Genomic DNA, 13,208 nt, shown 5'->3' with positions numbered 1-13,208 from the left:
GCATGCATTACTTCATCACCGGCACCGCCGGCTTCATCGGCTTTCATCTCGCCCGGCGTCTCCTGGCCGACGGGCATGACGTGACCGGCTTCGACGGCCTGACGCCCTATTACAACGTCAAGCTCAAGCAGATGCGCCACGCGGCGCTGGCGCAGTATCCCTCATTCACACCAGTCATTGCCAGGCTGGAGGATCGTTCAGCGGTCGAAGAGGCCATGGCGACGGCCAAGCCGGATGTGGTCATCCACCTCGCAGCCCAGGCAGGCGTACGCTACAGCCTGGAAAATCCGCAATCCTATCTGACCTCCAACGTCACCGGCTCTTACAACATCATCGAGCTTGCCGAGCGCCACAAGGTCAAGCACCTGATGCTCGCCTCCACCTCCTCGATCTACGGCGCCAATCCGACGGTGCCCTTCCGCGAGACGGACCGGGCCGACGAGCCGCTGACCATCTATGCCGCGACGAAAAAGTCGATGGAGCTGATGGCGCATGCCCATGCCCATCTCTACAAGACGCCGACCACGGCCTTCCGCTTCTTCACGGTCTACGGCCCCTGGGGCCGGCCGGACATGGCGCTGTTTAAGTTCGTCGATCTGATGCTGAACGACCAGCCGATCGAGATCTATGGCGAAGGCCAGATGAGCCGCGACTTCACCTATATCGACGATCTCGTCGAGGCGATCGTCCGCATCTCGCATGTGATCCCGGACGAATCGAATCGCGTTCCCGACGATCACATCGAGACCCTGTCGCGTCAGGCACCGTTCCGCCTCGTCAATATTGGCGGCGGCCAACCTGAAAACCTGATGGACTTCGTCGAAATGGTGGAGAGGGCGCTCGGCCAGCCGGCGATCCGCCACATGCTGCCGATGCAGAAGGGCGACGTGCCGCGCACCTATGCAGCACCTGATCTCCTGCAGGCGCTGACCGGCTACACCCCGACCACGAAGCTCGAAGACGGCGTGAAGGCCTTCGTTGAATGGTATCTCGAGGCCCGCCCGGAATTGCAGGGCTGAGAGAGCACGCTGCATTGGCGTTGACCCCAGCCTTGACTTTCGTGGCCGTTAACAGCTGTTCTGGCACCGAACGGTAGGCTGCGGCGTTTGCCGATAGAGCGGGACGACAGGCATGGACGAGGCAAGCAGCGCAGACACCGAGGCCGTGAAGGGCGAGGGGGCACGCATCCGCGGCTCCGGCAGCGAATCGGTCTACAAGGCGCTACGCCACGAAATCCTGACCATGGAGCGCGCGCCGGGCAGCCCGCTCGACGAAACGCGCCTCTCCGAGCATTTCGGCATGTCGCGCACACCGATTCGCGAGGCGCTGCTGCGCCTGACCTCTGACGGCCTGGTCACCAGCCTGCCCAACCGCAACACCATCGTCGCGGTCATCGATTTCTCCAGCCTGCCCACCTATTTCGAAGCGCTCTGCCTGATGTACCGCGTGACGACGCGCGGTGCTGCCCAGCGCTCCGGCGAGGCCTGGATGGCAGAAATCGTCCGCCACCAGCATGCTTTTGCCCAGGCGGTCGAGGCGCAGGACGCCTTCGCCATGATCGAGGCCAACAGGGAATTCCACGTCGCCATCGCCGAACGTGCCGGCAATTCCTACTACACCACATTCTTCGCCCGCCTGCTCGATGAGGGACGCCGGATCCTGCGCCTCTACTATCAGACTTTCGACGACCGTCTGCCGCGCCGCTATGTCGAGGAACACGAGAAGATCATCGAGGCGATCCGATCAGGCGATGTGCAAGAGGCGGACAGGCTGTCGATTGCCCATGCCGACCAGATCGTCCGCCAGATCCAGGATTACGTGGCGCGCAACATTGCCGCCGCGGCCAAACTCCCAAACCTCTGACCCGCAAATCACCCGTTTCAGCGGTAGCTGAAACACGCCTCTTGCTTTTGTCGACAAACTGTATACGGTTAAGTCACCTCATCAACAGGAGCTTCCCATGACCACTGGCTGGCACGGCGTATTCCCCGCCGCAACAACTCAATTCCATGAAGATTTCTCGGTCGACATCGACGCGACCCAGCGTGTGCTTGACGCCCTCGTCAACGATGGCGTCAACGGCCTGATCGTCATGGGCACCTGCGGCGAGAACAACTCGCTCGATCCGGAAGAAAAGCGCACGATTCTGAAGGCCGCCGTCGAGGTGGTGAATGGCCGCGTGCCGATCGTGACGGGCGTGTCGGAATTCGATACCCGCCGCGCCTCGGCCTATGCCCGCGACGCGGAAAAGATCGGCGCAGACGGCCTGATGCTCCTGCCGGCCATGGTCTATGTGCCGAAGCCGCATGAGCTGGTCGCCCATTTCAAGACGGTAGCCGAGGCGACCGGCCTGCCGATCATGCTCTACAACAACCCGCCCGCCTACCGCGTCAACATCGGCGCGGAAGTGCTGGAAGCCCTCGACGGCGTGAAGAACATCAAGGCCGTCAAGGAAAGCGCGCCGGATCCGCGCCGCTTCACCGACCTGATCAACGCCTTCGGCGACCGCTACGACATCTTCGCCGGCCTCGACGACGTGGCCCTCGAAGGTTTGATGCTGGGCGCCAAGGGTTGGGTCTCCGGCCTCACCAGCGCCTTCCCGGCCGAATCGGTGGCGCTGGTTGCCGCCGCCGACCGTGGCGACTGGATGGAAGCCCGCCGCATCTACCGCTGGTTCATGCCGCTCTTGCATCTCGATGCTGAACACGACCTCGTCCAGTCGATCAAGCTCGCCGAGCAGATCATGGGTCGCGGTTCCGAGCGCGTCCGCATGCCGCGCATGCCGCTGGAAGGCGCCCGCCGTGCGGAAGTGACTGCGATGGTCGAGAAGGCGGCGGCGACGCGGCCTGTGGGCGGGAAGTAAGCTTTAGACTTCATCCGAATGAGAAAGGCCCGTCGGAGCGATCCGGCGGGCCTTTGGTGTTTCGGCACCGCCTTGTTTGCTAATGCTTACATGACGGTTGAACTTTACGACTGCCGGTTGGGGTGGCAATTTGCTTTGGCCATAAATCAGGAGATGTGGAATGGCAGCCAACGATCGCCTGAAGCGCCTCGCTGTTCTGATTGATGCTGATAACACTTCCAGCAAGATCGCCGACGGCTTGTTCGAGGAAATTGCCCGCTTGGGGGAGGCAAGCGTCAGGCGCATCTATGGGGATTTCTCCAGCCCACGATCTCGGGGCTGGATCGAAACGCTGACCCGCCATGCCATCATACCGCAGCAGCAATTCGCATATACGACCGGCAAGAACGCCTCTGACATAACCCTCGTCATCGATGCGATGGATTTGTTGCTCAGTGGACGTTTCGATGGGTTCTGCCTGGTTTCGTCCGACAGCGACTTCACCCGGCTCGCTTCGCGGATACGCGAGCAGGGTGTTGACGTGTTTGGTTTTGGCGAACAGAAGACGCCTGAGAGCTTTCGGCAGGCCTGCCGACGGTTCATCTACACGGAGAACATTGGAGTTCAGCCAGTCGCCGGTGGTGATGCGAAGAGTGCTTCGCTGCTGAAACCGCCGAGTGCTGCAGTGCCGATCATTAAACGCGTTTTGGCCGATATCGACAGTGAGGACGGCTGGGTCGCGCTGTCCGCGCTCGGCACACAATTGTCCAATCTGAAGTCAGATTTCGATTCGCGGACCTATGGTTCGTCCAAATTGAGCGACCTAATTCGCAAATCGGGTGCGTTCGATGTCGAACAATCCGAAGGAAAAGGAATGCGCATCAGACTGCGCAAAACTTGAACGGTAGATGCAACGGAAAATATGGTGGGCGATGACGGACTCGAACCGCCGACATCCTCGGTGTAAACGAGGCGCTCTACCAACTGAGCTAATCGCCCGGGCGCTGATCGGATCATGTCCGCCGCGTCGGTGGCCGTGATCTATGCGGATCGTGGAAAATCCGCAAGAGCGATTATGCAGATTTTTTGTTTTTTTGTCATGCGGCATGCTCGCGTCATGTGGATAAGCGACGAGAATCCTTGTTTTCCGCCTGCGGCGCGTTGTCGCGAAGAAGATGCTGCCGACGAGCCCGGAGGAGGGCTGCGACAGAAAAATCGGGCGGTCACGGTTTTGTCTTGAAAGCTGCTTGACACCTCCAAATGAACCCCGTAGAGAGCCGGTCATCGAACGGCAAGCCGCTCGACGGGGATCGCCTTGAACCCCGATTTGGAAATGCGCGGGTGTAGCTCAGTTGGTTAGAGTGCCGGCCTGTCACGCCGGAGGTCGCGGGTTCGAGCCCCGTCACTCGCGCCATTCCAAAGCCTTCAGGGCATGCTGCTCAGGCAGCGAAGACATGGGACCAACCCCATGAAATGCGCGGGTGTAGCTCAGTTGGTTAGAGTGCCGGCCTGTCACGCCGGAGGTCGCGGGTTCGAGCCCCGTCACTCGCGCCACTTCTAATTCTCCGAAGTGAAATCTCCCAAGTGCGCGCCGCCGATGGCGGGATCATTGCTGTGTCTTTTTGCAGTGCACGCGCGATTGCGCGAGACAGGCATTTTACCCGCTGGTAAGGTGCGGTCCGGTATCGGGTGAAAAGGCTTTGGTTGGACTTGCGCTGGGTGGCTGCCTGCGCTAACCACGGCCCGTTGCAACTCTCTTTACGGCTTGTCGACTCCGCCCTAGATGCCATCAGGCATGCGAGACAAGCAGGGTGATATGATGACTGAACTGCTCGGTTCTTACCTTCCGATCGCCATCTTCATCGGTATATCCTTGATCATCGGTATCGCGCTTCTCGTGGCGCCGTTTGCCGTGGCTTACAAGGCGCCCGATTCGGAGAAGCTGTCGGCCTACGAGTGCGGCTTCAATGCGTTCGACGATGCGCGCATGAAGTTCGACATCCGCTTCTACCTGGTGTCGATCCTCTTCATCATCTTCGACCTCGAAGTCGCCTTCCTGTTTCCCTGGGCGGTGTCTTTCGGTGAGATCGGCTGGTTCGGCTTCTGGTCGATGATGGTTTTCCTCGGTGTTCTCACCGTCGGCTTTATCTATGAATGGAAGAAGGGGGCGCTCGAATGGGAGTGATCCAATCCGACGCCACGATGGTGGCGCCTCAGGCCAAGGGCATCATTGACCCCAACACGGGCAAGCCTATCGGCAGCGACGACCGTTTCTTCGGCGAGATCAACAACGAGCTCGCCGACAAGGGCTTTCTCGTCACCTCGACCGACGAGTTGATCAATTGGGCCCGCACCGGCTCGCTGATGTGGATGACCTTTGGTCTGGCCTGCTGCGCCGTCGAGATGATGCAGCTGTCGATGCCGCGTTACGACGCCGAGCGCTTCGGCTTTGCGCCGCGCGCCTCGCCGCGCCAGTCCGACGTGATGATCGTTGCCGGCACGCTGACCAACAAGATGGCGCCAGCACTCCGCAAGGTCTACGACCAGATGCCGGAGCCGCGTTATGTCATCTCGATGGGCTCCTGCGCCAATGGCGGCGGCTACTATCATTATTCCTATTCCGTCGTGCGCGGCTGCGACCGCGTCGTGCCGGTCGATATCTACGTGCCGGGCTGTCCCCCCACGGCAGAAGCTCTGCTTTACGGCGTGATGCTCCTGCAGAAGAAGATCCGGCGCACGGGCACGATCGAGCGGTAAGGCGAAGGGACTGAAAACATGAGTGAAGCCCTGAACGAGCTTGCCTCCTACCTCGCCGAAATGCGGGGTGCGCTGATCGCGTCGAGCGAAATCCATTACGGTGAGCTGACGCTGACGGCGAAGTCGGAAAACCTGATCTCGCTCCTGACCTTCCTGCGGGACGATGTGCAATGCGCCTTCGTCAACCTGATCGACATCTGCGGTGTCGACTACCCGAAGCGCGAAGACCGCTTCGACGTGGTCTATCACCTGCTGTCGCCACGCCAGAACCTTCGCATCCGCATCAAGGTCGCGACCGGCGAGTTCAAGCCGGTGCCGTCCGCTTGCCCCGTCTATCCGGGCGCCGATTGGTTCGAGCGTGAAGCCTGGGACATGTACGGCATCCTCTTCACGGATCACCCGGACCTGCGACGCATCCTGACGGATTACGGCTTCGAAGGGCATCCGCTCCGCAAGGACTTCCCCACGACCGGCTTCGTCGAGGTTCGCTACGATGACAGCGCCAAGCGCGTCGTTTACGAACCGGTCGAGCTCAAGCAGGAATTCCGCAATTTCGACTTCCTCTCGCCTTGGGAAGGCACGGATTACGTGCTGCCCGGCGATGAAAAAGCGGCCAAGTGAGCGGAAGGGCAGGGACCATGAACGAACACAACGTCCGCAACTTCAACATCAACTTTGGCCCGCAGCATCCGGCCGCGCACGGCGTTCTGCGCCTTGTTCTGGAACTCGATGGTGAAATCGTCGAGCGCGTCGATCCGCATATCGGCCTTCTGCATCGCGGCACCGAAAAGCTGATCGAGACAAAGACCTATCTGCAGGCGCTGCCCTATTTCGATCGTCTCGACTATGTCGCGCCGATGAACCAGGAACATGCCTATTCGCTGGCCGTCGAAAAGCTGCTCGGCATCGAAATTCCGATCCGCGGCCAGCTGATCCGCGTTCTCTATTCGGAAATCGGCCGTATCCTGTCGCATCTCCTGAACGTCACCACGCAGGCCATGGACGTCGGCGCGCTGACGCCGCCGCTCTGGGGCTTCGAGGAGCGCGAAAAGCTGATGGTGTTCTATGAGCGTGCCTCCGGCTCGCGCATGCATGCCGCCTATATCCGTCCCGGCGGCGTTCACCAGGATCTGCCCCACCAGCTGGTCGAGGACATCGGCAAGTGGTGTGACCAGTTCCCGGAAAAACTCGACGACATCGACGACCTCCTGACCGGCAACCGTATCTTCAAGCAGCGCAACGTCGATATCGGCGTTGTCAGCCTGGACGATTGCTGGGCCTGGGGCTTCTCGGGCGTCATGGTCCGCGGTTCCGGCGCTGCCTGGGATCTGCGCAAGTCGCAGCCCTACGAGTGCTACGCCGATCTCGACTTCGACATCATGGTCGGCAAGAACGGCGACTGCTATGACCGTTACCTGATCCGCATGTTCGAAATGCGCGAGTCGGTGAAGATCATGAAGCAGTGCGTCAACCGTCTGTTGGGCGATGCGAAGACCGGTCCGGTTTCGTCGCTGGACGGCAAGGTCGTTCCGCCGAAGCGTGGCGAGATGAAGCGCTCGATGGAAGGGCTCATCCACCACTTCAAGCTCTACACCGAAGGCTATCACGTGCCGGCCGGTGAGGTTTATGCCGCTGTCGAAGCCCCCAAGGGCGAATTCGGCGTTTTCCTCGTCTCCGACGGCACCAACAAGCCCTATCGCTGCAAGATCCGCGCCCCGGGCTATGCGCATCTGCAGGCCATGGATTTCCTGTGCCGCGGCCACCAGTTGGCCGACGTCTCGGCGATCCTCGGCTCGCTCGACATCGTGTTCGGGGAAGTAGACCGCTGATGCTGAAAATCCTCGTCACAGCGCTGATCTGTCTCGGTGCCACCCAGGCGGTGGCCCAGGAGAGCGGCGCGATCTCGTCGAGGGATTCAGTGTCGATGGCCAAGCTGATCAAGGATGGATACGAGATCAAGAGCTCCAGCTGGACCGGCTCGAAGCTTTTCGTATTCCTCCAGAAAGACAATTCGGCCTATGCCTGCGAATTCGCCAATGTGACGAATACGCGGTGTGGTTCCATAAACTGAGACAAGGCGTGAGGAAGTATGTCCGTTCGTCGACTAGCCGAAGAGCAATTCCAGCCCGCAGGGTTTTCCTTCAATGCGGAAAACATCGCCTGGGCTGAGGCAACGATCCGCAAATACCCGGCTGGCCGCCAGCAATCGGCGGTGATCCCGCTGTTGATGCGGGCGCAGGAGCAGGAAGGCTGGGTCACGAAGGCCGCGATTGAGCACGTCGGCGAGATGCTCGACATGCCCTTCATCCGCGTCCTCGAAGTCGCGACCTTCTACACGCAGTTCCAGCTGAAGCCGGTCGGCACCCGCGCGCATATCCAGGTTTGCGGTACTACGCCCTGCATGTTGCGCGGCGCCGAGGATCTCATTCACGTCTGCAAGTCCAGGATCCATCCGGAGCCCTTCGAGCGCAATGCCGAAGGCACGCTGTCCTGGGAAGAGGTCGAGTGTCAGGGCGCCTGCGTCAATGCGCCGATGGTGATGATCTTCAAGGATGCCTATGAAGATCTGACGGTCACGCAGCTCGAGCACATCATCGATCGTTTCGCTGCAGGCAAGGGTTCCGACATCAAGCCGGGTCCGCAGGTCGATCGCATCTTCTCGGCACCCGTCGGTGGTCCGACCACGCTGACCGACGACATTCAGCCGATCCGTTTCAACGACACGCCGGCACCGGCAAAGACCGAAGAGGTGTCTGTGCCGCCGGCGAACGCGGCCAAGCCCGTGACGGATGCGCCGGAAACCGACAAGACCCTGAAGACTCCGGCAACCGCCAAGAAGGCGGCCGCCGAGAACGTCAAGCAGAAGGGCGACAATGCCGATACGGCCCGCCCGGTCGAAAAGGAAGCCGCAGCGACGCCTGTTGCTCCCGTCATGGACGAGAAGAACCGACCCGCAGGCATCGAGCGTCCGGAAACGCCAGACGACTTGAAGATGATTTCGGGCGTCGGTCCGAAGATCGAGGTGACGCTGAACGGTCTCGGCGTCTACAAGTTCGAGCAGATCGCCAAGTGGAAGAAGGCGGAGCGTGAGTGGGTCGACACCTATCTCAAGTTCTCCGGCCGCATCGAACGTGACGACTGGGTCAAGCAGGCCAAGGCGCTCGCCAAGGGCGGCGAAGCGGAATACATCAAGGTCTTCGGCAAGAAGCCGCGCTGAGAGGTTAGGATATGTTGAGAGATCAGGATCGCATCTTTACGAATATCTACGGCCTCAAGGACAAGTCCCTGAAGGGCGCGATGTCGCGCGGCCATTGGGACGGCACCAAGCAGATCCTCGAGAAGGGTCGGGACTGGATCATCAACGAGATGAAAGCCTCCGGTCTTCGCGGTCGCGGCGGCGCAGGCTTCCCCACCGGTCTTAAGTGGTCCTTCATGCCGAAGGAATCAGACGGCCGTCCGCATTATCTCGTCGTCAATGCCGACGAGTCGGAACCCGGCACCTGCAAGGACCGCGAGATCATGCGCCATGATCCGCACACCCTGATCGAAGGCTGCGTCATCGCCTCCTTTGCCATGAACGCGCATCATGCCTTCATCTATGTCCGCGGCGAATTCATGCGCGAGCGTGAAGCCCTGCAGGCTGCGATCGACGAGTGCTACGACTACGGTCTGCTCGGCAAGAACAACAAGCTCGGCTACGACATCGACATCGTCGTGCATCACGGCGCGGGCGCTTATATCTGCGGCGAAGAGACGGCACTTCTGGAAAGCCTGGAAGGCAAGAAGGGCCAGCCGCGTCTGAAGCCCCCATTCCCGGCGAACATGGGCCTCTACGGCTGCCCGACCACGGTCAACAATGTCGAATCGATCGCCGTTGCCCCGACCATCCTTCGTCGCGGTGCGTCCTGGTATTCGAGCTTCGGCCGTCCGAACAATGCCGGCACCAAGCTTTTCTCGATCTCCGGCCACGTCAACAAGCCGTGCACGGTCGAGGATGCCATGTCGATCACCTTCCAGGAGCTGATCGAGAAGCATTGTGGCGGCATTCGCGGCGGCTGGGATAACCTGCTCGCCGTCATCCCGGGCGGCTCCTCGGTGCCTTGCGTGCCGGGCGCCCAGATGAAGGACGCCATCATGGACTATGACGGTCTGCGCGAGCTGGGCTCCGGCCTCGGCACTGCCGCCGTCATCGTCATGGACAAGTCGACCGACATCGTGAAGGCCATCTGGCGCCTCTCTGCCTTCTACAAGCACGAGAGCTGTGGCCAGTGCACGCCGTGCCGCGAAGGCACCGGCTGGATGATGCGCGTCATGGAACGCATGGTGAAGGGCAATGCCCAGAAGCGTGAAATCGACATGCTCTTCCAGGTGACCAAGCAGGTCGAAGGCCACACGATCTGTGCGCTGGGTGATGCGGCCGCATGGCCGATCCAGGGCCTCATCAAGCATTTCCGTCCGGAGATGGAAAAGCGCATCGATCAATACACCCGCAACGCGATCGCCCACGGGGTGGTCATGGAAGCGGCAGAGTAAAGGAAACGAAGATGGCGAGCTCTTCGGACAAGGGCGGGAAGAAGGGGCCGGACGAGAAGGCTTCGGACACTCGCGCCCCCGAAGGTCTCGACGACTTCATCTCCAATCCGGCGGCTGCCATGGCCGCTGCCACGGCCTTTGGTCTGGGCATGGCCGCGCAGATGGGCAGGCTCTTCCTCGGCTCCCTCCAGGGCGCCATGGATGTGACCGGCCAGCTCGCACGCCAGCTTGAAGATGAACGCAAGGCGGCGGAAGCAGAAAAGGCGGCCGCGCCTGATGTGAAGACGGAAGCGCCAGTCGGGGTTACGCGAACGGAGCCGCCTGCGCCGAAGGCCAGTGCAAAGGTAAAAGCCGCAAAGCCGGCCGCACCGAAAGCAAAGGCCAAGGCGCCTGTTGAGGCAGCGGTTGTTAAGGTTGAAAAGCCGAAGCCCGCGCCGAAGGCAAAGGCCGCAGCAACGCCGAAAGCCAAGGCTGTGCCCGAGGCCGCGGTGACGCCGAAGCCGAAGGTCAAGGCTGCGCCGAAAACCAAGGCTGCACCCAAGGCTGAGGCAAAGCCGAAGGTCGAGGCCAAGGTTGAAGCTGCCGCTCCGGCGCCGAAGCCGAAGAAGGCGCCTAAGACGGTATCTGGCAAGGCCGACGATCTGAAGAAGATCGACGGCATCGGGCCGAAGGTCGAACAGGTCCTGAAGGGCAGGGGGATCACCCGCTTCCAGGACCTGGCGGCCATGGACGAAAAGGCGCTGTCGGCGCTGGACAAGGATTTGGGTCTAGACGGCCGCGTGTTGCGAGACGACTGGGCAGGCCAGGCGCGCCAGTTGGCGGGCGGCAAGGCTCGGTCAGGCAAGTGAGACTAGTGTCCGGCCGCGCGGGGGCGATGCGCCGGGCTTGAGGGATAAATCGGGCGGCTTTTGATCCGGTGCGGAAAAGGCTGTCAGTCGCGGCAGGAATGCCCCGGCAGGATGCGCGGAAGCGTGAGGCAGGAAGGCGAATATGACTAAGCTGAAGATCGACGGCAAAGAGATCGAGGTTCCGGATCATTTCACGCTGTTGCAGGCGTGCGAGGAAGCAGGCGCCGAAGTTCCACGCTTTTGTTTCCATGAACGGCTGTCGGTCGCCGGCAATTGCCGCATGTGCCTCGTCGAGGTGAAGGGTGGCCCGCCGAAGCCGGCAGCCTCCTGCGCCATGGGCGTGCGCGACATCCGTGGCGGCCCGAACGGCGAATTGCCGGAAGTCTTCACCAACACGCCGATGGTCAAGAAGGCCCGCGAAGGCGTCATGGAATTCCTGCTGATCAACCATCCGCTGGATTGCCCGATCTGCGACCAGGGTGGCGAATGCGACCTGCAGGACCAGGCCATGGCCTTCGGTATCGATAGCTCGCGCTACACCGAAAACAAACGCGCCGTCGAAGACAAGTATATCGGACCGCTGGTCAAGACCGTGATGAACCGCTGCATTCACTGCACGCGCTGCGTCCGCTTCACCACCGAAGTCGCCGGCATCGCCGAACTCGGCCTGATCGGCCGCGGCGAGGACGCTGAGATCACGACCTATCTCGAGCAGGCGATGTCGTCGGAGCTTCAGGGCAATGTTGTCGACCTGTGCCCGGTTGGCGCGCTGACCTCCAAGCCCTTCGCCTTCACGGCCCGTCCGTGGGAACTGAACAAGACCGAGTCGGTCGACGTCATGGACGCGCTGGGTTCAGCGATCCGCGTCGATACGCGTGGCCGCGAAGTCATGCGCATCATGCCGCGCGTCAACGAGCAGATCAATGAAGAGTGGATCTCCGACAAGACCCGCTTCATCTGGGATGGTCTGAAGACCCAGCGTCTCGACCGCCCCTATGTGAAGAAGGATGGCCGTCTGCAGCCTGCAAGCTGGGCCGAAGCCTTCGCCGCCATCAAGTCGGCCGTTGCCTCGACCTCAGCTGACAAGATCGGTGCAGTCGCCGGTGACCTTGCTTCCGTTGAAGAAATCTTCGCGCTGAAGTCGCTCGTCAACGCTCTGGGGTCTTCGAATACCGACTGTCGCCAGGATGGGACGGCACTCGATCCGTCGCTCGGTCGCTCGACTTATGTCTTCAATACCGGCATCGAAGGCATCGAAGCTGCCGACGCCATCCTCATCGTGGGCGCCAACCCGCGCTACGAAGCAGCCGTTCTCAATGCCCGCATTCGCAAGCGCTGGCGCCGTGGCGGCCTGCCGATCGGCGTGATCGGCGAAGGCGGCGACCTGCGTTACCCTTACGAATATCTCGGCGCCGGCACGGAAACCCTTTCCGAACTCGTCTCCGGCAAGAACAACTTTGCCGAAGCGCTGAAGGCCGCCAAGAACCCGATGATCATCATCGGCCAGGGCGCCCTGACGGGTGCCGACGGCAAGGCGGTTCTCGCGAACGCCGCCAAGCTCGCAGCCGATGTCGGCGCCATCACCGATGAGTGGAACGGCTTCTCTGTCCTGCACACGGCTGCCTCGCGCGTCGGTGGTCTCGACCTCGGCTTCGTGCCGGGCGAAGGTGCGGTTGCTGCCGGCCAGATGCTGACTTCGCTCGACGTCGTCTTCCTGCTCGGCGCCGACGAACTCGATTTCTCCGCGAAGACTGCCAAATGCGTCGTCTATATCGGCAGCCACGGCGACAACGGCGCGCACTATGCCGACGTCATCCTGCCGGGCGCGACCTACACCGAGAAGTCGGGCACCTGGGTCAACACAGAAGGCCGCGTCCAGATGGGCAACCGCGCCGGTTTCGCACCGGGCGAGGCCCGCGAAGACTGGGCGATCCTGCGTGCACTGTCCGACGTGCTCGGCAAGAAGCTGCCCTTTGATTCGCTGTCGCAGCTGCGTGGCCTGCTCTATGAAGCCTACCCGCATATCGCCGAGATCGACGAGATTGCAGCCGGCTCTTCGGCCGATATTGCTGCACTGGCGAAAAAACCCGGGAAGATGGGCAAGTCTCTGTTTGCGTCGCCGGTCAAAGACTTCTATTTGACGAACCCGATCGCACGCGCTTCGGCCGTCATGGCAGAGTGCTCGGCATTGGCCCGCAACAATTTTAAGGCCGCGGCAGAGTAAGGGC

13 protein-coding genes and 3 tRNA genes are annotated in these 13,208 nt (G+C 61.4%); 15 read left to right on the top strand and 1 reads right to left on the bottom strand.

Annotation, left to right across the window (positions count from 1 at the left end; translation table 11 throughout):
* The first annotated feature begins 2 nt into the window (after positions 1-2).
* The 4 genes from E9677_RS13750 to E9677_RS13735 all read left to right on the top strand — a co-directional run bounded on the left by E9677_RS13750 (position 3) and on the right by E9677_RS13735 (position 3,743).
* A complete protein-coding gene (locus tag E9677_RS13750; protein WP_136558635.1) occupies positions 3-1,019 on the top strand; it encodes an NAD-dependent epimerase/dehydratase family protein in 1,017 nt (338 codons plus the stop codon).
* Between the two features lie 112 nt (positions 1,020-1,131).
* Positions 1,132-1,863: a GntR family transcriptional regulator gene (locus E9677_RS13745; protein WP_136558634.1), complete on the top strand. Its 732-nt coding sequence runs from the start codon at positions 1,132-1,134 to the stop codon at positions 1,861-1,863.
* 97 nt (positions 1,864-1,960) lie between these two features.
* Positions 1,961-2,863: a dihydrodipicolinate synthase family protein gene (locus E9677_RS13740; RefSeq protein ID WP_136558633.1), complete on the top strand. Its 903-nt coding sequence runs from the start codon at positions 1,961-1,963 to the stop codon at positions 2,861-2,863.
* A 160-nt stretch (positions 2,864-3,023) separates the two neighbouring features.
* Positions 3,024-3,743, top strand: coding sequence for an NYN domain-containing protein (locus tag E9677_RS13735; protein WP_136558632.1), 720 nt, complete (start codon positions 3,024-3,026; stop codon positions 3,741-3,743).
* A gap of 22 nt (positions 3,744-3,765) precedes the next feature.
* On the opposite strand, the gene E9677_RS13730 is transcribed toward E9677_RS13735, so the two are convergent.
* Positions 3,766-3,841, bottom strand: a tRNA-Val gene (locus tag E9677_RS13730).
* Between the two features lie 338 nt (positions 3,842-4,179).
* Between E9677_RS13730 and E9677_RS13725 the strand changes: the two genes are divergently transcribed.
* The 11 genes from E9677_RS13725 to nuoG all read left to right on the top strand — a co-directional run bounded on the left by E9677_RS13725 (position 4,180) and on the right by nuoG (position 13,204).
* Positions 4,180-4,256 (top strand) — tRNA-Asp (locus E9677_RS13725).
* 63 nt (positions 4,257-4,319) lie between these two features.
* Positions 4,320-4,396 (top strand) — tRNA-Asp (locus tag E9677_RS13720).
* Positions 4,397-4,661: 265 nt separating this feature from the next.
* Positions 4,662-5,027, top strand: coding sequence for an NADH-quinone oxidoreductase subunit A (locus E9677_RS13715; protein ID WP_006727567.1), 366 nt, complete (start codon positions 4,662-4,664; stop codon positions 5,025-5,027).
* Positions 5,018-5,599, top strand: a complete 582-nt coding sequence (locus E9677_RS13710) for a NuoB/complex I 20 kDa subunit family protein (RefSeq protein ID WP_112242695.1) — start codon at positions 5,018-5,020, stop codon at positions 5,597-5,599. The genes E9677_RS13715 and E9677_RS13710 overlap by 10 nt, the downstream gene beginning before the upstream one ends.
* A gap of 18 nt (positions 5,600-5,617) precedes the next feature.
* Positions 5,618-6,220 (top strand): NADH-quinone oxidoreductase subunit C, encoded by a 603-nt coding sequence (locus E9677_RS13705; RefSeq protein ID WP_136558631.1) that lies wholly within the window; start codon positions 5,618-5,620, stop codon positions 6,218-6,220.
* Positions 6,221-6,237: 17 nt separating this feature from the next.
* A complete protein-coding gene (locus tag E9677_RS13700) occupies positions 6,238-7,428 on the top strand; it encodes an NADH-quinone oxidoreductase subunit D (protein WP_136558630.1) in 1,191 nt (396 codons plus the stop codon).
* Positions 7,428-7,670: a hypothetical protein gene (locus E9677_RS13695; RefSeq protein ID WP_136558629.1), complete on the top strand. Its 243-nt coding sequence runs from the start codon at positions 7,428-7,430 to the stop codon at positions 7,668-7,670. Before E9677_RS13700 ends, E9677_RS13695 begins: the two co-directional genes overlap by 1 nt.
* An 18-nt stretch (positions 7,671-7,688) precedes the next feature.
* Positions 7,689-8,816 carry an NADH-quinone oxidoreductase subunit E gene (locus E9677_RS13690; protein ID WP_136558628.1) on the top strand — a complete coding sequence of 376 codons (1,128 nt, stop codon included), beginning with the start codon at positions 7,689-7,691 and terminating at the stop codon, positions 8,814-8,816.
* Between the two features lie 11 nt (positions 8,817-8,827).
* The gene (nuoF, locus tag E9677_RS13685) at positions 8,828-10,132 is read left to right on the top strand and encodes an NADH-quinone oxidoreductase subunit NuoF (RefSeq protein WP_136558627.1); all 1,305 of its coding nucleotides are present in this window, start codon (positions 8,828-8,830) and stop codon (positions 10,130-10,132) included.
* 11 nt (positions 10,133-10,143) lie between these two features.
* The gene (locus E9677_RS13680; RefSeq protein ID WP_136558626.1) at positions 10,144-10,980 is read left to right on the top strand and encodes a 5' DNA nuclease; all 837 of its coding nucleotides are present in this window, start codon (positions 10,144-10,146) and stop codon (positions 10,978-10,980) included.
* 142 nt (positions 10,981-11,122) lie between these two features.
* A complete protein-coding gene (gene nuoG / locus E9677_RS13675) occupies positions 11,123-13,204 on the top strand; it encodes an NADH-quinone oxidoreductase subunit NuoG (RefSeq protein ID WP_136558625.1) in 2,082 nt (693 codons plus the stop codon).
* The last annotated feature ends 4 nt before the right edge of the window (positions 13,205-13,208 follow it).

This window comes from Peteryoungia rhizophila (assembly GCF_004912145.1).
Lineage (GTDB): Bacteria > Pseudomonadota > Alphaproteobacteria > Rhizobiales > Rhizobiaceae > Allorhizobium > Allorhizobium rhizophilum.
This window is presented reverse-complemented; position numbering and strand designations above follow the sequence as displayed.